19 protein-coding genes are annotated in these 19,989 nt (G+C 55.0%); 16 read left to right on the top strand and 3 right to left on the bottom strand.

Going from position 1 to position 19,989, the window contains the following annotated elements:
* From citD to DZE2538_RS10360, 8 genes are all read left to right on the top strand, one after another.
* On the top strand, window positions 1-190 hold a 190-nt coding region (citD, locus tag DZE2538_RS10395; RefSeq protein WP_038916283.1), incomplete at its 5' end, for a citrate lyase acyl carrier protein.
* Window positions 190-1,080, top strand: a complete 891-nt coding sequence (gene citE / locus DZE2538_RS10390) for a citrate (pro-3S)-lyase subunit beta (protein WP_038916282.1) — start codon at window positions 190-192, stop codon at window positions 1,078-1,080. The genes citD and citE, both read left to right, overlap by 1 nt.
* An 89-nt stretch (window positions 1,081-1,169) precedes the next feature.
* On the top strand, window positions 1,170-2,699 hold the full coding sequence (citF, locus tag DZE2538_RS10385; RefSeq protein ID WP_038916280.1) for a citrate lyase subunit alpha: 1,530 nt from the start codon (window positions 1,170-1,172) through the stop codon (window positions 2,697-2,699).
* A complete protein-coding gene (gene citX / locus DZE2538_RS10380; protein WP_038916279.1) occupies window positions 2,696-3,238 on the top strand; it encodes a citrate lyase holo-[acyl-carrier protein] synthase in 543 nt (180 codons plus the stop codon). The genes citF and citX overlap by 4 nt, the downstream gene beginning before the upstream one ends.
* On the top strand, window positions 3,216-4,124 hold the full coding sequence (citG, locus tag DZE2538_RS10375) for a triphosphoribosyl-dephospho-CoA synthase CitG (RefSeq protein WP_038916278.1): 909 nt from the start codon (window positions 3,216-3,218) through the stop codon (window positions 4,122-4,124). Before citX ends, citG begins: the two co-directional genes overlap by 23 nt.
* 436 nt (window positions 4,125-4,560) lie before the next feature.
* Window positions 4,561-5,313, top strand: coding sequence for a flagellar brake protein (locus DZE2538_RS10370; RefSeq protein ID WP_023639823.1), 753 nt, complete (start codon window positions 4,561-4,563; stop codon window positions 5,311-5,313).
* A gap of 231 nt (window positions 5,314-5,544) precedes the next feature.
* Window positions 5,545-5,793 (top strand): hypothetical protein, encoded by a 249-nt coding sequence (locus DZE2538_RS10365; RefSeq protein WP_038916277.1) that lies wholly within the window; start codon window positions 5,545-5,547, stop codon window positions 5,791-5,793.
* Window positions 5,783-7,144 carry an APC family permease gene (locus tag DZE2538_RS10360; protein WP_012884921.1) on the top strand — a complete coding sequence of 454 codons (1,362 nt, stop codon included), beginning with the start codon at window positions 5,783-5,785 and terminating at the stop codon, window positions 7,142-7,144. Before DZE2538_RS10365 ends, DZE2538_RS10360 begins: the two co-directional genes overlap by 11 nt.
* Before the next feature lie 126 nt (window positions 7,145-7,270).
* Here the strand turns inward: DZE2538_RS10360 and sbcB are convergent, their stop codons facing one another.
* Entirely contained in the window at window positions 7,271-8,701 is a 1,431-nt protein-coding gene (sbcB, locus tag DZE2538_RS10355) for an exodeoxyribonuclease I (protein ID WP_038916276.1), read from the bottom strand.
* Window positions 8,702-9,104: 403 nt separating this feature from the next.
* Between sbcB and DZE2538_RS10350 the strand changes: the two genes are divergently transcribed.
* Window positions 9,105-9,443 carry a DUF496 family protein gene (locus DZE2538_RS10350; RefSeq protein ID WP_012884919.1) on the top strand — a complete coding sequence of 113 codons (339 nt, stop codon included), beginning with the start codon at window positions 9,105-9,107 and terminating at the stop codon, window positions 9,441-9,443.
* A gap of 79 nt (window positions 9,444-9,522) precedes the next feature.
* Here the strand turns inward: DZE2538_RS10350 and DZE2538_RS10345 are convergent, their stop codons facing one another.
* Entirely contained in the window at window positions 9,523-9,900 is a 378-nt protein-coding gene (locus DZE2538_RS10345) for a hypothetical protein (RefSeq protein ID WP_019846400.1), read from the bottom strand.
* A gap of 366 nt (window positions 9,901-10,266) precedes the next feature.
* On the opposite strand from DZE2538_RS10345, the gene DZE2538_RS10340 reads away from it, so the two are divergent.
* The 7 genes from DZE2538_RS10340 (at window position 10,267) to DZE2538_RS10310 (ending at window position 19,095) form a co-directional block, all read left to right on the top strand.
* Complete coding sequence (locus DZE2538_RS10340; RefSeq protein ID WP_236617016.1) at window positions 10,267-12,462, top strand: ComEC family protein; 2,196 nt, start codon at window positions 10,267-10,269, stop codon at window positions 12,460-12,462.
* Window positions 12,463-12,500: 38 nt separating this feature from the next.
* Complete coding sequence (msbA, locus tag DZE2538_RS10335) at window positions 12,501-14,249, top strand: lipid A ABC transporter ATP-binding protein/permease MsbA (protein ID WP_023639819.1); 1,749 nt, start codon at window positions 12,501-12,503, stop codon at window positions 14,247-14,249.
* A complete protein-coding gene (gene lpxK / locus DZE2538_RS10330) occupies window positions 14,246-15,259 on the top strand; it encodes a tetraacyldisaccharide 4'-kinase (RefSeq protein ID WP_038916273.1) in 1,014 nt (337 codons plus the stop codon). Before msbA ends, lpxK begins: the two co-directional genes overlap by 4 nt.
* A 39-nt stretch (window positions 15,260-15,298) precedes the next feature.
* A complete protein-coding gene (locus DZE2538_RS10325) occupies window positions 15,299-15,481 on the top strand; it encodes a Trm112 family protein (RefSeq protein WP_012884914.1) in 183 nt (60 codons plus the stop codon).
* Window positions 15,478-16,230, top strand: coding sequence for a 3-deoxy-manno-octulosonate cytidylyltransferase (gene kdsB / locus DZE2538_RS10320; protein WP_019846404.1), 753 nt, complete (start codon window positions 15,478-15,480; stop codon window positions 16,228-16,230). Before DZE2538_RS10325 ends, kdsB begins: the two co-directional genes overlap by 4 nt.
* A 361-nt stretch (window positions 16,231-16,591) precedes the next feature.
* Window positions 16,592-17,911 (top strand): pectate lyase PelN, encoded by a 1,320-nt coding sequence (pelN, locus tag DZE2538_RS10315; RefSeq protein ID WP_038917163.1) that lies wholly within the window; start codon window positions 16,592-16,594, stop codon window positions 17,909-17,911.
* 287 nt (window positions 17,912-18,198) lie between these two features.
* Window positions 18,199-19,095: a YcbJ family phosphotransferase gene (locus DZE2538_RS10310; RefSeq protein ID WP_023639815.1), complete on the top strand. Its 897-nt coding sequence runs from the start codon at window positions 18,199-18,201 to the stop codon at window positions 19,093-19,095.
* 72 nt (window positions 19,096-19,167) lie between these two features.
* Here the strand turns inward: DZE2538_RS10310 and elyC are convergent, their stop codons facing one another.
* Window positions 19,168-19,947 carry an envelope biogenesis factor ElyC gene (gene elyC / locus DZE2538_RS10305; protein ID WP_023639814.1) on the bottom strand — a complete coding sequence of 260 codons (780 nt, stop codon included), beginning with the start codon at window positions 19,945-19,947 and terminating at the stop codon, window positions 19,168-19,170.
* Window positions 19,948-19,989 lie beyond the last annotated feature (42 nt).

The raw sequence follows: 19,989 nt of genomic DNA, 5'->3' as shown, positions 1-19,989 counted from the left end.
CGAAGTCATCAAGCAGTTTGGCGCACAGATCACCCGGGTGGTGAACGACACGCTGAGTGCGCTGGGCGTCGAGTCCGGCACCGTGGTGGTGGAAGACAAGGGGGCGCTGGACTGCGTCATCCGGGCCCGGGTGCAGAGCGCCGTGCTGCGTGCCGCCGATGTGGAACAGATTGACTGGGAGAGACTGTGATGAGCACCACGCAACCGAAAAAACTGCGCCGCAGCATGCTGTTCCTGCCGGGCGCCAATGCCGCCATGCTGTCCAACGCCTTCATCTACCAGCCGGACTCCATCATGTTCGACCTGGAGGACGCGGTGTCGCTGCGCGAGAAAGATACCGCGCGCCTGCTGGTGTTCCATGCGCTGCAGCACCCGATGTACCGGGATATCGAGACGGTGGTGCGCATCAACCAGCTCAACACCCCGTTCGGGCTCAAGGACCTGGAAGCGGCGGTGCGCGGCGGGGTGGATGTCATCCGCCTGCCGAAGACCGACTCCACCGACGACGTCGACGAACTGGAGCACCACCTGGCGCGCATCGAGAAGGCCTGCGGCCGGGAAGTCGGCTCCACCCGCATCATGGCGGCCATCGAGTCGGCGATCGGGGTGATTAACGCGGTGTCCATCGCCCGCTCGTCCGAGCGCATGATTGGCATCGCGCTGGCGGCGTTCGACTACGTGATGGACATGCAGACCGAGCGCGGGGACGGCACCGAGCTGTTCTACGCCCGCTGTGCGGTGCTGCATGCCGCCCGTGCCGCCGGTATCGACGCGTTTGACGTGGTGTACTCCAACGTCAACGACGAAGAGGGGTTCCTGAAGGAAGTGGAGCTGATCCGCAAACTGGGCTTCAACGGCAAGTCGCTGATCAACCCGCGGCAGATTGAACTGCTGCACAACGCCTACGCGCCGACCCAGGACGAGGTGGACTACGCCCACCTGGTGATTAAGGCGGCGGAAGAGGGCGAGCGCGCCGGCCTGGGGGTCATCTCGCTGAACGGAAAAATGATCGACGGCCCGATTATCAACCATGCCCGCCAGGTGGTGGAGCGTGCACGGGCCTCCGGCGTGCGCCAGTAGGCACGGCCCGGTTAACCGACAGATTCTGCACGGGCCGGCCGGTGGCGGGAGCACGCCCCGGCGGGCCGTCGCAATGACAGGATGAGAGCATGAGTAACTTTATTGAAGCACTGCAGAAGCAATACCCGGAACAACGTCCGCTGCACCCGTTCGTCAGTGCCAACCACCGTACCCCCTGGCTGGATGACGTCACCGAAAAACACCGGCGCAAGCTGTGTGCCGACCTGGAGGAGGCCATCCGCAAGAGCGGGCTGCAGGACGGGATGACGATTTCGTTCCACCACGCGTTCCGTGAAGGGGACAAGGTGATCAACCACGTGGTGGACACGCTGGCCCGGCTGGGCTTTAAGGACCTGACGCTGGCGTCGAGCTCGCTGATGACCTGCAACGCGCCGCTGATCGAGCACATCCGCAACGGGGTGATTAGCCGTATCTACACCTCCGGCATGCGCGGCAAGCTGGCGGACGCGATTTCGCACGGGCTGATGGCCGAGCCGGTGCACATCCACTCGCACGGCGGGCGGGTGCACCTGCTGCAGAGCGGGGAGCTGACGATAGACGTGGCGTTCCTCGGGGTGCCGAGCAGCGACGAATTCGGCAACGCCAACGGCACGTCGGGGAAATCGCGCTGCGGGTCGCTGGGTTACGCGATGGTGGACGCGCACTACGCGAAGACGGTGGTGCTGCTGACGGAAAGCCTGGTGCCGTTCCCGAACATGCCGGCCAGCATCGTGCAGGACCAGGTGGACTTCGTGGTGCCGGTGGAGGAAGTGGGCGACCCGGCGAAAATCAGCGTGGGGGCGGCGCGCGTGACCAGCAACCCGCGCGAGCTGCTGATAGCCCGCCGGGCGGCGGACGTGATAGCCCATTCCGGCTACTTCAAACCGGGCTTTTCCATCCAGACCGGCTCCGGCGCGGCCTCGACCGCCTGTACCCGTTTTCTGGAAGACCGGATGCACAAGCAGGGGGTGACGGCGCGCTTTGCGCTTGGCGGCATTACCGGCAGCATCGTCGACCTGCACGAGAAGGGGCTGATAGAGACGCTGCTGGACACCCAGTGCTTTGACGCCAACGCGGCAGCCTCGCTGGCGAAAAACCCGAAACACGTGGAAATCTCGACCAACGTGTACGCCAACCCGAGCGCCAAGGCGGCGTGCTGCGACCAGCTGGACGTGGTGATTTTGAGTGCGCTGGAAATCGACACCCGGTTCAACGTGAACGTGATAACCGGCTCCGACGGGGTGATGCGCGGGGCGTCGGGCGGGCACTGCGACGTGGCGACGGCGGCGAACCTGACCATCGTGGTGGCGCCGCTGATCCGCAGCCGTATCCCGACGGTGGTGCGTCAGGTGACCACCTGCGTGACGCCGGGCAGCGCGATAGACGTGCTGGTGACGGACCACGGTATCGCGGTGAACCCGGCGCGCCCGGAAGTAGCCGCGCGGCTGACCGAGGCCGGGCTGAGCGTGATGCCTATCGAGGAGCTGTACCAGCGGGCGATAGCGCTGGTGGGCGAGCCGAAGGCGATTGAATTCCACGACCGTATCGTGGGGGTGATCCGCTACCGTGACGGCAGCGTGATCGACGTGGTGCGTCAGGTGAAAGAGGACAACGCGTGAGCGAGGCAGCGACAGGCTCTGCGGTCGGCGTCTCGCTGGACAGTCTGCTGGCGGCGAAGGAGCGCCGCCATGCACGCCAGCAGCAGCTGCTGGCGTTGCACCACGCGACGGTGGTGTCGCTGACGCTGGTGACGCCGGGTGCGGTGAAGGACTCGGCGCTGTACCGGCGGGCGATGGGGGCCGCGGTGGCGGCGTTCAACGACCTGTGTCTGGCCCGGGGATGGGGGGTGCCGGCGCAGCAGCTGCACTGGCTGGAGACGGGGGCGGAGGCGTTCTGGGTGATAACCAAGGATGCGCTGAGTGTGAAGGCGGCGGCGATTGCGCTGGAAGAGCAGCATCCGCTGGGACGGCTGTGGGATTTTGACGTGTTCTGTCCGAAGGCCGGGTCGGTCAGCCGAACATTGCTGGCGCACGAACCTCGTCGGTGTATACTCTGTGAGGAATCGGCTCATGCCTGCGCGCGTTCGCGCCGCCATGCATTACCGGATGTGATTGAAAAAATCGAGAGTATCCTCCATGCCTGGTTTAACGCCCACTGAATCAGTTGTTGCTTCTCCATTACTGACTACGCTATTTCCCGATGCCACCGGTGCGCTGGTGGCCTTTCCTGATATTCACCAACGTGTGGTCGCTGCATTGACGGTTGAAGTGATGTTGACGCCAAAACCCGGTCTGGTGGATAGGGATAATAATGGCGCGCATCGCGATATGGATGTGCGGTTATTTCAGGCCAGTATCGCTGCCCTTAGTCCGTGGTTTGCCCGTTTTACCGAAGCCGGAATGGCTCATAGTATGTTGCCGATAACCCAGCTCTTATCCCAGGTGCGGCCGATTGGTATTGCTGCGGAACAGGCAATGCTGGCGGCGACAGGCGGCGTAAATACCCACAAGGGCGGTATCTTTGCCTTTGGGCTGCTGTGCAGTGCAGCGGGCTGGTTGGCTGGGCGCCGACGACCGTTGACGCAGGACACCCTATGTCAGGGCGTGGCGCAGATGAGTGCCGATTTGGTTCGCAATGAGCTCGAGAACAGTCAGCATACGGCGACAGCGGGTGAGTTTTTGTTTCGGCGCCACGGTTTGACCGGCGCACGGGGCGAGGCTGCCAGCGGGTTTGCTACTGCACGTCAGCATGCGCTACCTGCTTACCTCCGTGCTCGTGCACAGGGTAAAGACGATGAATCCGCTTTATTGCAGGCACTGGTGGTGTTAATGGCCAACAACCCGGATACCAATGTCGTTTCCCGTGGTGGAATGGACGGATTGGCATTCGTACAGGCATATGCACGCACGTTACTGTCTGACGGTGTAACGCATCAGGGCTTACAGGAAATGAACCGTGCGTTGGTTGAGCGTAATATCAGCCCTGGCGGTAGCGCTGACCTACTCGCGCTGACCTGGTTACTTTCACACTATCCTGCCGCCTAAACCTCGTCTATTATTGACTAACAGTCCCTCCTGTTTTTCATGAATGTGTGCCTCTCATGAAATGTGCCTCGCGCTGGCGGGGCATTGTGCGTGCCGGAGATTCCGTGTCCGCCATATATATTTCACTATTTGTGTTTCAGGACATTGGCGGTTTTTGCAGTTATTGAATAACTGATAGGTGAATAACAGGTGTTGAATAACGGCTTACTGAATAGCTGATTATTGAATGACTGTGTGCGTTGACCCCTGAGCAGGTTTATGGAAAGACGTAAGAAACCGGACTGACGTATTGGCAACGCGATAGAGGGTGGGTATATAAGCTAATGAATTGATAAAACACTAAAGTTGACGAGAACCATGTCGATACTAGTGCCATGTCGTATCCAGGGGGTCTGGGACACTGAATAACGGATTAACCATTCAATTGACGGTGGGGATGGATGTAGTGGATGACAATATGAAAGAACAGTACGCCAGGCGCGGCAAAATGGCTATTTGCGCCACATTGCGCGGACTGCAAAAGCAGGACGCCACTGTAATGGTGTATCACACACATGGCCAATTCATCAGTAAGATCCTTGAGGTCGATTCGGACGAGGAAGAGTTCCTGTTTGACCTTGGCGCGCTGGAGCGTGAAAACAGCCGGGCGTTGTTTGCTGGCGAACTTGGCTTTGTGGCGGAAACGGCGGGTGCCAAAGTTGAATTTCGTACTGCGATTACCCGCACGGTTGAACATGACGACTTGCCTGCTTTCTGCGCGGCGATACCTGACGTGCTGTACTATATCCAGCGCCGTAATTTTTTCCGCATTAATTCACCAGCCTGGCCACCGATGGTTTGTCGCGGGGAATTACCTGACAGCACCTATTTTGAATTTAACCTGAAGGATCTGTCATTGGGTGGTCTGTGCATGTACACCGATGAACAAAGCCTGGTAAGGCTGTTTGAGCCGGGGATGATATTGAAGAACGTCGATGTCGATCTCGCCAGTTACGGACAGTTTTGTCTGGATATGGAATTTGTTAATCATGCCACCACGAAAGTGGTCGACAGTAAAGGCGAGGTCAAACAAATAGAGCGCCTGAGCTTCAAATTCCCGACGTTAAGTGCGGTGCAGGAGCGTGGATTACAGCAGGTTATTACTGAGCTGGAGTTGGATCAGAACGAAAAACGCAAACGCCTGCGTTGATTAACGAACATCAGGCCTGATGAGTGTGCACAAGTCGCACGCGATTGACATAACAGGTCTTGTCTCAAATTGCTAGCTGGGGCAAAATACGCGCCCTGAAAAACCGACGCACCGTTATCGCGTCGGTTATTTTTTTGTATTTCATCAAGAGGCCGGCGCTGTTGATGGTTCCGGATAGATATCAGTAACACGCATGCCATACAGGCTGCGCAGAGTGAATAGAGAGAGACAATGGGGCAATCAGTTGTTTTTGAGCCGGTGCCCGCCGGCTGGTGCTGTAAACGCAGCGGCAAAGATGCTATCTGGGCAGACTTTGTAACGGGCGGCGTGTCTGCTGCTCATGCTCACCTCGGTTACAGCGACCTCGTTCGTGCGACCACGTCCAGTTACCTGAAACATCATTGTGCTACGTTGCCATTGGCGATGAATTCATGGGTGATGGCGGCTATCGGTAAAGGAGGTTTGCGTCATGACAACTGATTCCACGGTTTCCACATCGCGTGTACAACTGCGTAAGACCCTGACGCTGGTGCCAGTGGTAATGATGGGACTGGCTTACATGCAACCGATGACGCTGTTTGATACTTTCGGCATCGTTTCTGGGTTGACAGATGGCCATGTCGCGACGGCCTATGCCTTTGCATTGATAGCTATCCTGTTTACCGCCCTCAGCTATGGCAAACTGGTGCGTCGTTTCCCGTCGGCCGGTTCGGCCTATACCTATGCCCAGAAAGCCATTAGCCCAACAGTAGGCTTCATGGTGGGCTGGTCATCGTTGCTGGACTATTTGTTCATGCCGATGATCAATATCCTGCTGGCAAAAATCTATTTTGAAACGTTGATCCCCAGTATCCCATCGTGGATTTTTGTCGTGTTGCTGGTAGGGTTCATGACGTTATCCAACCTGCGTGGCATCAAAACCGTCGCCAACTTCAACAGCCTGATAGTGGTACTGCAGGTTGCTGTGATGGTGGTCATCACTGGGATGGTGATTTACGGTGTGTCTCAGGGGGAAGGGGCTGGTACACTGGCTAGCAGTCGTCCGTTCTGGTCAGATAACGCTCACGTAGTCCCAATGATTACGGGGGCGACGATTCTGTGTTTTTCATTCCTCGGCTTCGATGGGATCAGCTCGTTGTCTGAAGAAACCAAAGATGCCGGTCGCGTGATTCCGAAGGCGATTTTCCTGACAGCCCTGTTGGGTGGGGTGATCTTCGTTGTGGTGTCTTACTTCCTGCAACTCTACTTTCCGGATATCTCGCGTTTTCAGCACCCGGATGCGTCACAGCCTGAAATCATGCTGTATGTGGCAGGCAAAGCCTTCCAGTTCGGTATTCTGATTTTCTCCTGCGTGACGGTGCTGGCGTCTGGCATGGCAGCGCATGCTGGTGTTTCACGCCTGATGTACGTGATGGGCCGCGATGGCGTGTTCCCTGAGCGTTTCTTCGGTTATGTGCATCCCCGGTGGCGTACACCGTCATTGAATGTACTGCTGGTTGGCGTGATTGCACTGTCGGCGATTTCGTTTGATCTGGTTACCGCGACGGCGTTGATCAACTTCGGCGCGCTGGTAGCGTTTACCTTTGTGAACCTGTCGGTGATTTCCCAATTCTACATCCGTGAGCGCCGTAATAAGACGCTGAAGGATACGGTGAACTATCTGGTTCTACCGGTCATGGGCGCGCTGACGGTAGGTGCGTTGTGGTTGAATCTGGAGCGTACATCCATGACGTTGGGACTGGTGTGGGCAGCGATTGGCCTGCTTTATCTGGCATTCGTAACACGCCGTTTCAGCCAGCCGGTACCTCAGTACAACGAAGACCTGGCGTAATTCCTGGTGATGAAAACAGGCTCCTGCGGGAGCCTGTTTTTTTGTCTATAGAAAATCCCCCAGCCAGGCTAGGGGTTCCGTTTACATACTCGATAACGGGTTTTGTGTTGCTGATTTATACCGACATCAAGCCAGCAGTTGTTGTGCGTAGGTAAACAGTGCTTTTAGCTGTGTCGTTTTCTTTTCGTCTCCATCGTGCTGTTGGTAGAGCTGATCCAGCGTATCGAAATAGTTTTGTAACCGCTCTGCGGTAAATACCTCTCGGCGATGTGCCAGCCAGCGTTGTTGCTCCTGTTCGTCCAGCGTACCGGGGAAGTTGCGTGCACGATAGCGAAACAGTAACTCCTCCACCCGACGATCGGCGAATTGAAGATTCAGTGCAGGGAGATGCTGAGCGTCAGTTTTACGGATAATTGCCATTGCGGCGCGATCGGCATCACTGAAAAACCCATCGTAAAGTTGCAGGTCGACATCCTTGGCGGCCTCAAACGGCGGCGCGTCGGCAAATAACGCCACAACCTTTTCTCTCACACTACTATTCTGACGCAACAATTGTAAATTATTCAGACAATGCTGGCGGTCGATACCCAGCCGTTCCGCGTCTTCGGGTCGCAGTGTACTGGCTGGTGCCAGTACTGGGCATTTGTTGATATGCACCAGTTTGATAGGGACGGGCGATTCATCTTCCGCCAGTAAGTCTCGGCGGGTATAAAGCCGGGTACGCAATTCATCCGCATCCAGCGCCAGTAGTGGCTGAATGTCTCCCGCCAGATCGCAAACAATGACCGCGTTACGATTATCCGGGTGCCAGGCCAGCGGTACGATCCAACTGGTATTACCCCGTGCGGCACCAAACATACCAGAAACATGTACCAGTGGTTTCATTTGCGGGATATCGATTAACGCGCTGACTTTATTCTTGTTCCGTAACGCATAGAGATAGTCAAACAGTTTGGGTTGTGCCTGTTTAAGCAGCTGCGCCATCGCAATGGTGGCATAGACATCGGACATCGCATCATGTGCCTGCGTGTGCTCAACGCCATTGGCACGAGTCAGATGCTCCAGCCTGAAACTGGGAAAACCGTCGTCGTTTTCCGGCCAGACAATGCCATCAGGGCGCAAGGCATAGCATGCCCGCAACATGTCCAGCAAATCCCAGCGAGAATTGCCCTGTTGCCAACTGTAGGCATAAGGATCGAAGAAGTTGCGGTAGAACAGGTTACGGCTGACTTCGTCATCAAAGCGGATATTGTTGTATCCCATGATGCAGGTGCCTGGCACGCTGAACGCCTCGTGGATGTGGCTGGCAAACTCGGCTTCGCGTACTCCCCGTTTTTGTGCTATTTGCGGCGTGATGCCGGTAATCATTACCGCTTCCGGGTCGGGCAGGTAGTCATCGGCTGGCTGGCAGTAGATCACGACGGGTTCGCCAATCACGTTAAAATTCAAATCAGTACGGACACCAGCGAACTGCGCCGGGCGATCTTTGGCTGGGTGTTTGCCAAAAGTCTCATAATCGTGGATGAAAAAAGTGGGTTCGATGTGTTGGTTTTGCACGGTTTCTCTCTGTTCAGCCTGACGTCGGCGTGCGTTATAAAATACTCATACCGCCGCGAAGCGTGTTTGTCATCGCCGGTTTTAGCTAGCCTTAGAACCATGCGCAATGGTTCGCCAGCGCAACGGCAACGTATTACTCTTTCAGTAAAAAGGGTGACGGACAACACAAAGTCGCCATGGTAAACCATCCTGTCGTCTGACTAAAGTCGACCGCAGCGATGTTATGCTGTGTTGAATCGAGTCAGGTGCAATCCGCTCGCGGGAGTGATAGGGTGCACAGAAAGGCAACGATTGCATCAGCGATGTGGGTAAACCACCTTGTCGACGATAGCGGCTAACCTGTATGGTTAACGCAGAGCGGTTTCCGCGTGACGAATCTTAATCGTTAAGTAAGGGTAGAGAAATGGATAAGGGTAACACTAAGCCATGTTTCCAGGATGTGCTGGAATTCGTGCGTATGTTCCGTCGTAAAAACAAGCTGCAGCGTGAAATTGCAGATAACGAAAAGAAAATCCGCGATAACCAGAAGCGTGTACTGCTGCTGGATAACCTGAGTGAGTACATCAAGCCGGGTATGTCGATTGAAGACATCCAGAACATTATTGCTAACATGCGTAGCGACTATGAAGACCGTGTTGATGAATACATCATCAAGAATGCGGAACTGTCGAAAGAGCGTCGTGAGCTGTCCCGCAAAATTAAAGAAATGGGTGAAATCAAACCGCCGGTAGAGGCGAAGTAATTTCACTGATTCAGGGCCGGTTTCCGGCCCTGATGCGTTTGGGCGGGGCACTGCATCTGATACAAGCCGTTTGCCTGGCTTACGACTGACTCATCACGATTTCCGGTGCCAGAGCGTTTTTCCCCTTCATGCAATCACGCCAGGCGCTGCCGGGATTGCCGTTATCTAAGGATGTGGCATTGATAGCAGGAAGCTCTCGTACCTGTGTATCGACAACTCTGCCGCCGTTCATCTCAATCGTCTGATTCTTAATGTAATACCGGGTTATTATCTGGTATTTCCCACCGAGCTGCTTCACCTGTGCCAGTATACCGGTAGTACATTCGTTGGCGGCGTTTGCCACCTTTTGAATCGGATTGTCACCAGGCGAGCTCTGGGGAGCAACCGTACAGGCTGATAGCGCCAATGAACCGAGTAGCAAAGCCCCTACTGACAAAATGCCGTGTCTATCAGCCATACGTGAGGTCTCCCTTTTCAATAGTCATCCCTGAATTTCTACACCTGCATACCTAAGTGGTGATGTGATCGTGATAGACGATTGACCGGGACAGGGTTGATTGTCAACAGCGGTGTCTGGGGCGTGTTGATACGTTCATAGCGCCTCGCAGTCTCAATGTAATGGTGTGCAACTATTGCGGTTGTTTGCGTAACGCATTCCTGATGTGCCATTTCGGTCTACTACCGGGGATGGTGCGGTGGCAGACTGCAGCCGGAAAGGAGGATTGCCGGAACATCGGCGACAACGGGTAAGGGAATCGCCATCAGAATCTCATTGAACCAACTGGCAACAGCATTGAGTGTGGGGCCACTGCTGTTGCTGATCATGCCAGAGATGCCGGATACCCGAGTGCTGTGGTGGGGGCTTCCCGCATTGTGGTTATTGCGATCACGTTTTTGTCTCCTCGGATTGGTGGTGATTGGTGTGCTCTGGAGCTTCTACAGTGGACGTTTGGTGCTGGATCAGGTGGAACGGTATACCAGACAGCCGCTGACAGCGAAGGTCAGCGTGAGCAGTGTCCGATTTGCACAAGCGGATGCCGATCAGGTCGTGGTGCGCTTGCTACAGATTAACGGGCGTTGGGTATTTCCGCCGCTCTATGCAAGGCTGGATGCACAACCGCAGATGAGTAACTGGTGCGGTGGGCAGCAGTGGAACCTTCGATTACGGCTGCGTCCTGTACATAGCCGGTTAAATGAAGGGGGATTTGATCGCCAGCGCTGGGCGCTGGCGAAAGCCCAACCATTTACCGGGCGGATCATGGTTGCGGAGGTTGAGACATCATCATGCGGGTTGCGCCAGCGACTGGTTGATGTCCTGGAACAGCAAACCCTGTCGTTACTGTGGCGCTCAATCATATTGGCGCTGGCGGTTGGGGAAATGGCCACGGTGGACGACGCGGTGCTCGACGTACTTCGACAGACAGGGATTATGCACCTGATGGCGATATCGGGGTTGCATATTGCACTGGCAGCGCTGCTTGGCTGGAGTCTGGTTCGTGCGGTGCAATATCTGCTGCCAGCCCATCGGGTTGGGCATCGCATCCCGATGTGGTGTGGTTTGTGTTTTGCCTGGGTGTATGTCTGGCTGGCCGGAGGAAACCCGCCTGCAGTAAGAGCGGCGCTGGCTTTGTCGTGCTGGACACTGATCAGATTGCGAGGTCTGTCAGTGTCATCATGGCAGGTGTGGTTGTGGTGTGTGGCCGTAATTCTGGTCAGTGATCCACTGAGCGTTCTCTCAGACAGTTTCTGGCTCTCGGCACTGGCGGTTGCAGCCTTGATTTTTTGGTATCAATGGGCACCTTTGCCGCCGCACATACAACACGCATGGCGATGGGTATGGCTGCGCGGATTACATATGCAGGCTGGTGTCACACTGCTGCTGATGCCACTGCAGGTGTTGATCTTTCATGGTGTTAGCCTAAGTTCGCTACCTGCCAACTTGTGGGCGGTACCGCTGGTTTCATTTGTGACGACGCCGTTGATTCTGCTGGCGTTACCGCTAATGGGGATTCCGGTGATGGCACAAGGTCTCTGGTGGCTGGCCGATCGATCGCTGGCACTGGTTTTCCTGCCGTTGCAGGCTATGCCGCCGGGCTGGTTACCACTTGGAGAACATCTTGTGCCGTACAGCGTAGCAGGATGGCTGGCGGTTATTGTCTGGCGCTTTGGCTGGTGGAGAACATACCCGTTCAGTCTGCTGGCGTTGGTTCTTTTTATGGTGCTGCGTCCTAAACCACCGGCACCGTTGTGGCGTATCGATATGCTGGATGTCGGGCATGGGCTAGCGGTAGTGATTGAACAGCAAGGCAAAGCCTGGCTGTACGATACAGGGCCCGGCTGGGAAGGTGGTAATAGTGCCGAGCGTGAAATCCTGCCTTATCTTAAATGGCGAGGGCTACAGTTGGAAGGCATTATCCTGAGTCACAGCCATTTGGATCACCGCGGTGGGCTGAAGACATTACAGAGCGCTTTTCCATCGGTGCCGATATACAGTTCGTTGCTTGCGCCGAGCCACCATCCTTGTGTTCAGGGGGAACAATGGCGTTGGCAGGGGCTGACATTTAGCGTTATCTGGCCGCCGCTACGGGTTCGTGAAGCTGGCAATCACGATTCCTGTGTGGTTCGGGTCGATGATGGGCATTATCGGGTATTGCTGACTGGCGATGTAGAGCGCGAAGATGAGGCCGTATTATTGCGCACACAACCGGGCGAATTAGCGGCGGATATTCTGCAAGTACCGCATCATGGCAGCACCACATCGTCATCACCACCGTTTTTACGGGCTGTGGGGGCGAAAGCCGTATTGTCGTCTAATTCCCGATACAATCCGTGGCGCTTGCCAGCGGTCAGCGTGGTAAGGCGTTACCTTCAAATGGGGTATCGCTGGCGTGATACAGCCAGCAGCGGGCAATTGAGTGTGCATTTTTTCGACGAAAGCATCGAAATGTTGCGCTACCGGGGTGAAATATCACCTCGCTGGTATCATCAGTGGTTTGGCGCTGGCCGGGATAATGAGTAATAATAGACGGCTATTTATCAAAGGCTCAGGTTTATTGCATGATTAATGATAAAGATCTCTCCACATGGCAGACGTTTCGTCGCCTATGGCCGATGATCTCCCCCTATAAAGCCGGGCTGGCCGTTGCGGCTGTGGCGCTGGTGGTCAACGCCGCAGGCGATACGCTGATGCTGTCCCTGCTCAAGCCGTTGCTGGATGACGGATTCGGCAAGGCTGATCGCAGTGTGCTGGTGTGGATGCCGTTGGCTATCATCGGGTTGATGATTATGCGCGGCATTTCCAGTTATGTGTCCAGTTATTGTGTGGCCTGGGTATCGGGCAAAGTGGTGATGAACATGCGTCGTCGACTGTTCAGTCACATCATGGGGATGCCAGTGTCCTTCTTTGATCAGCAATCTACCGGCACATTGCTATCGCGTATCACCTATGATTCCGAGCAGGTGGCCTCCTCATCGTCAAACGCGCTGGTAACCGTGGTGCGTGAAGGGGCGTCTATCATCGGCCTGTTTGTGCTGATGTTCTGGTACAGCTGGCAGTTATCGCTGATTTTGGTGCTGATTGCACCGTTCGTTTCCTACAGCATGCGGGTGGTGTCAAAGCGTTTTCGCAGTATCAGCAAAAATATGCAAAACACCATGGGGCAGGTTACGACCAGCGCTGAGCAGATGCTGAAAGGGCACAAAGAAGTGCTGATTTTTGGCGGGCAGTCCGTCGAAGCGGAGCGTTTCGATGCCGTCAGCAATCGCATGCGTCAGCAGGGTATGAAAATGGTATCCGCGTCTTCCATTTCTGACCCGGTGGTGCAGTTGATTGCTTCTCTGGCGCTGGCATTCGTGTTATATGCCGCCAGTTTCCCGTCTGTGATGGAAACGTTAACGGCCGGTACCATCACGGTAGTGTTCTCCTCCATGTTTACGCTGATGCGGCCATTGAAGTCGCTCACTAACGTCAATGCGCAGTTTCAGCGTGGTATGGCCGCCTGCCAGACCCTGTTTACCATTCTGGATATGGAGCAGGAGAAAGACACCGGTACTCGTGTACTGGAGCACGCTAAAGGCAATATCGAATTCCGTGATGTCAACTTCGCGTATCCTGGTAAAGAAACGCTGGCGTTAAAAAATATTAGCCTGCATATCCCGCCCGGAAAAACCGTGGCGCTGGTAGGGCGCTCAGGTTCTGGCAAGTCGACCATCGCCAATCTCATTACCCGTTTTTACGATATCCAGTCTGGCAAAATTCTGTTGGATGGATGCGACTTACGCGATTATACGCTGCCATCATTACGCAGCCAGGTGGCGTTGGTATCGCAGAATGTTCACCTGTTTAACGATACCATTGCCAACAATATTGCCTATGCCTGCGGTGATCGCTACAGCCGTGAGGATATCGAGCGGGCGGCCAAAATGGCCCACGCGATGGATTTCATCGGCAAGCTGGATCAGGGGTTGGATACCGTCATCGGTGAGAACGGGGTGTTACTGTCTGGCGGTCAACGTCAGCGTATCGCTATTGCCCGTGCGCTGTTGCGGGATTGCCCGATTCTGGTTCTGGATGAGGCGACATCAGCGCTGGATACCGAATCAGAACGCGCTATTCAGGCGGCATTGGACGAATTGCAAAAGAACCGTACTGCGCTGGTTATTGCCCACCGTTTGTCCACGATTGAAAATGCGGATGAAATCCTGGTGGTAGAGGACGGGCAGATCATCGAGCGTGGTCAGCATGCTGAGTTGCTGGCGCGAAACGGGGCCTATGCCCAGCTCCACAAATTGCAGTTTGGCGCATGATTGAACGCATCTGGTCGGGGCGCTCTGCGCTGTATATGGTGTTGCTGCCGCTGTCGTTGCTCTATGGGCTGGTGAGCCATCTTATACGTCTGAGTTATCAGTATGGCTGGCGTAAGGTGTGGCGTGCGCCAGTGCCAGTGGTAGTCGTTGGAAATCTGACGGCGGGCGGCAATGGTAAAACACCGGTTGTTATCTGGCTGGTGGAGCAATTGCAGCAACAGGGTTATCGCGTTGGTGTGGTATCGCGTGGCTATGGCGGCAAAGCGGAACACTATCCGCTACGGGTTACTGATGAGGTGACTACTGCACAGGCTGGTGATGAACCGCTACTGATTTACCAGCGTACCGGTGCACCCGTTGCTGTGGCCCCTAAACGCTGTGAGGCAGTGAAGGCATTGCTGGCTCAGCACCCACTGGATGTGATTGTAACGGATGACGGTTTGCAACATTACGCACTGGCTCGGGATATGGAGCTGGTGGTGGTAGACGGCATTCGTCGTTTTGGGAATGGCTGGTGGTTGCCTGCCGGACCGATGCGGGAGCGTGCCTCGCGTTTGCGGACTGTTGACGCAGTCATTGTTAATGGCGGTGACGCTCGATCGGGCGAAATTGCTATGCAACTGACGGCGGGCGATGCCGTGAATTTGCTGACCGGAGAACGCCGGGCGGTAGCGATGTTGCCGCCATTGGTCGCAATGGCGGGAATCGGCCATCCACCGCGCTTTTTTGCTACGCTGAAAGCGCTGGGAAGCACGCTGGTGCGTGAAGTGGCGTTCGCCGACCATCAACACTGGCAAGCTGAAGAGTTACAGCGGCTGACTGCCTCTGACCAGCAACCCCTGATGATGACGGAGAAAGATGCGGTGAAATGCCGCGCTTTTGCGCGAGCCAACTGGTGGTATCTGCCGGTTGATGCCGTATTGTCGGCGCCGGAGTCGACGTTACTATTACAGCGTCTGACGCAACTGATTGATACGCACAGTATGTCGCGCCAGACGAAAACCGGGTGACCGGCTATTTTTGATAATCGCTTCTTGATGGGAGGAAGCATGGATCATCGTTTGCTTGAAATCGTGGCTTGCCCGGTGTGTAACGGGCGGTTGGTTTTTGACAAAGAGAAACAGGAACTGATTTGCAAAGTCGACGGGCTGGCTTACCCGGTACGGGATGGCATTCCCGTACTGCTGGAAAACGAAGCCCGATCACTGGCGCCGGATGAGATTGCACAATGACGTTTACCGCAATTATTCCCGCTCGCTATGCATCCACCCGGTTGCCAGGTAAACCGCTGGCGGATATTCATGGCAAACCTATGGTGGTACACGTCATGGAGCGCGCCCGCGAGTCGGGCGCCAGCCGTGTTGTGGTGGCGACCGATCATGCCGATGTGGCTCGTGCCATTGAACTGGCGGGTGGCGAAGTCTGTTTGACCAGCCCAGACCACAACTCCGGTACGGAGCGGCTGGCTGAAGTGATCGATCGTTATGGGTTTGCCGATGATGAAATCATCGTCAACGTACAGGGTGATGAACCGTTGATTCCGCCGGTGATCATTCGTCAGGTGGCAGATAATCTGGCGGGGAGCCGTGCTGGTATGGCAACGCTGGCTGTGCCGATCACGACCTGTGAGGAAGCGTTTAATCCGAACGCGGTGAAAGTGGTCACCGATGCGGAAGGGTATGCGCTTTACTTCTCGCGCGCCACAATCCCGTGGGAACGCGACCGCTTTGCCGAATCCCAGGAGACTATCGGTGATCATTTCCTGAGACATATCGGAATTTATGCGTATCGCGCCGGATTTATTCGTCGCTATGTTGGCTGGGCACCCAGCCAACTGGAAAAAATCGAAATGCTGGAGCAACTGCGTGTGCTCTGGTACGGCGAGAAGATCCATGTTGCGGTAGCAAAAGAAGTGCCGAGCGTCGGTGTCGATACGCCTGAAGATCTGGCTCGGGTCAGAGCGGTCATGATGGCTAACTGACGTCGGTTTCGGTATACCGTCTCGCAAGCGCATGTGCTAACAACACATGCGCTTTTTTTATCCCACATATTGTTGCTGTCAGTATCAATCGTTCAGCATAACGCCTGTCGCCAGCCTCGTTTGTCAGCTTCGCCTGAAAAGAGGGTAATCCTGTAATGAGTAAACCCAGCGGCTGAAATGACCAGTCTTTGTTATTGGCAGGAGTAATGAAACAGAGGAATGAAAAAAGGAATGAAAAAGCGATCGGAATAATAAAAACCGATGACATGGATGCACAATGATTAACCATGGCCTATTATTGGATGGCATTCATCCCATTATGATGAATGTATTGATTTTTTTACTTAAGGATGGAGTAACAATGAACATGAATAAAAAACTTTTACCCATAATCATGGGATGCGTACTGACTGGGACTGCCGCACAAGCTCTGGCGGCGGAATACTATCTGGCGCCGAACGGCAGTGATTCAGGCAATGGCAGTAAAAGCGCCCCCTGGAAATCGTTCGCTCGTGCACAGCAAACCCTCTCCCCTGGCGATCGCCTGTGGGTTCGCGGTGGTACCTATACTTTTACCGCCGGTCTTAACAGCTGCGCCAGCCAGACGGATATCGTGAATGCGATTACTCTCAACAAGAGTGGCACCTCCGGCAAACGCATTGAATATGTCGCCTATACCGGTGAAACCCCGGTGTTTGATTTCAGCCAGATGAAAGATGATTGCCGCGTTAAAGGGTTTAACGTCGTCGCAGACTGGATAACCCTGAAAGGGCTTGAAATAAAAGGCGTGCCGCAAAACAATAATAAAAACCATGAATCATGGGGTGTATGGATAAAAGGCAGCAACAATCGGTTTGAGCAGCTCGATATCCATCACATCATGGGGACGGGGTTATTCTTGCAAAATGGCGCGAATAACACCGTACTTAATTCTGACTCGCACCATAACTATGATCCGTTGACGTCTAATGGTGCCGGACAGAGTGGTGATGGTTTCGGTGCGCATATCGCCGCTAACATGCCGGGCAATATTTTCAGCGGCTGCCGTGCCTGGTCTAATTCGGATGATGGTTTTGATCTTATCAATGCGTATTCATCGGTCACTATCGAGAACTCCTGGGCCTGGTCTCACGGCTATCTGCCCGGTACCACGACATCGCTGGCGGCCGGTAACGGCAACGGCTTCAAGGCGGGTGGCTATGGCGCCAAATATATTAGCAATGCGCCGAAACACATTGTGCGAAATTCAGTGGCGTTTCTGAATAAAGCTGCCGGTTTCTATGCTAACCACCATCCGGTTGCGAACGATTTCTTCAACAATACGTCGTACAGAAATGCGGTTAACTTCAGCATGCGGGGCATTGATGAAAACGGTAACGCGATAGCATTGGGTACCCTGCGCAACAATATTTCTTATGCGGCGAAGTCGCAGTCACTGGCCTATACCGATGGCGCGAATATGCGCTACAACTCTTGGAATTACAGCAACGTGATTTCTGATGCGGAATTCCAGAGTGTATCGACCACCGGTTGGGACGCGCCGCGTCAGGCCGATGGCAGTTTGCCGGTGCTTAAACACCTGCGTCTGGCAACAGATAGCTGGATGATCGATAAGGGCGGTGACGTGAAGATTGCGTATCAAGGTGCCGCGCCGGATCTGGGGGCGTTTGAGCTGAAATAAGGTGAGTTGAAAATACGTAGAGGTGTGGCCGCTATCCGGAAGAATAGATGATGATACCACCGGATAGTCTCACTGATGCCCGCTTCGGCGGGCCTTTTTTTGCCGGTAAACCAGCGACAGTGGCGGATGTCCGTTCTGCGGGGGACTGAATACTGTCTATCGTCAATCAGTTGCACCGTTGTATATCCCGCTTTCTTTGATCTGCATTGGGGAAATTGTGATGTGCTACTAGCATGATAAAAGCATGTGACAATGACACCAGTCTGCAACCGCGAGATAGGTCGCTTATGGAACTCTTGAAAGCTGAATTGAGTACGGTGCTGGGGGAATCACTCAGTCGCCTTGAACGCATCAGTGAACAACCTTACGCGCACTTGTATGCTCTGTACGATCACGCGGGCAATGCGATGCCACTGCTGGCAAAAAGTTATATTTGCCAGGGCGTTGCCGGACAGGAAGCCTATAAGCTGACCATGCTGTCCCGCGAAGGTGAAGTCAGGCTACCTACCGTGTACGGGATGGTGATGACACATCAGGCACCTTATAAGGAGTTGCTGCTCATCGAACGCTTGCGTGGTGTATCGGTAGAAGCACCGTCCCGCTCGCCCCAGCGCTGGACGTTACTGATGGATCAGATTGTCGAGAACATGCTGGCGTGGCACCGCATCGACAGTCATGGTTGCGTCGGCACGGTCGACAGCACGCAGGATAATAGCTGGCCAAACTGGTATCGCCAGCGACTGGAGGTACTGTGGGCTACGTTGATGAATGTCAATGCCACGCAACTGACCCAGCAGGATCGCACCGTGCTGTACCGTTCACGACAAAGTCTGCCCAGATTGTTTGAGGACTTTGATGACAATTGCGTACTGGTGCATGGCAATCTGACCTTGCGCAGCATGCTCAAAGACCCCCGTAGTGATCAATTGCTGGCGATGATCAACCCTGGCATGATGCTGTGGGCCCCGCGAGAGTATGACCTGTTCCGCCTGTGTGAAGAGCCGGGTATGCCGGAGCAGTTGTTTTATCACTATCTGAAACAGGCACCGTTGGCAGAATCCTTTGTTTGCCGCCGCTGGCTGTACATCCTGTGGGCGGCGGTTTCCCGTTATATCCACACCGGCCAGTTGGATCGCCCCTTATTTGATACCGCAACTCGGGAATTACTGCCCTGGCTTGAATAATCAGCGACGCGGGTGATGTCTGAATCACCCGCGTTACTGTTGTCAGTCTATCCGCTCTCAGTCGGTCGACGATCAGGATTCCGGCTGGGGGGTGACCCCTTTCATTTGTTGCCAGATAAGCCCCAGTCCCTCATACCAGGCGCGTTCACTGTGAGACAGATAGAGCGCGGAGGGGAATACCCGCTCCCAGGGGTTCAATGGCGAGGTGATAGCCAATTGATTGGCGGGTGCAGGAATGGGATGTAGCCCGCGAGCCTGAAAGAAACGAATCGCGCGCGGCAGGTGGTTGGCGGAGGTGACCAGCAAGAATGGTTGCTTGCCGATCAAGGCCTCGGTTCCCGCCGCCTCTTCTTCCGTATCGTGCGCTTTATCCACCAGCAGGATATCTTGTGCGGGCACACCCAAGCTTTCTGCAACCCGCGCCGCAGTGCTGGCGCTGGTTACGGGGTTACCCTGTGCTGCAGCGCCGGTAAAAATGAGTTTGGCACCAGGGTTAGCACGCCAGAGCCGAATACCTTCGGTGACCCGGGCAAGGCTGTTGTTGATAAGGTTCGCGCTGGGCGGCCAGTCTGGATTAAAGGTATACCCGCCACCCAACACCACGATGTAATTCACTTTAGGAAAATCCGGCGTCCAGGTCGGGTAACGGGATTCCAATGGCAACAGCAGCCTGTCAGCCACGGGTTGCAGGCTCAGCAATAACAGTACCAGCCAGCCGCCGGTCAGCATGATTCGGGCGGTTTTTTGCCAGCGCGAAAACCACAACAGGGCGAGCGCGATACCCAGCACCAGCATTAACAACGGCAGTGGCAGTAACAGACTACCGATGTATTTTTTGACGGCAAACAGCATAAAATAGCGTCCCTTTTGAATGAAAAAACATCATACGGGCGA

It is taken from the genome of Dickeya zeae NCPPB 2538, assembly GCF_000406165.1.
Lineage (GTDB): Bacteria > Pseudomonadota > Gammaproteobacteria > Enterobacterales > Enterobacteriaceae > Dickeya > Dickeya zeae.
The sequence above is the reverse complement of the archived record's forward strand: the minus strand, read 5'-3'. Positions and strand labels throughout refer to the sequence as shown.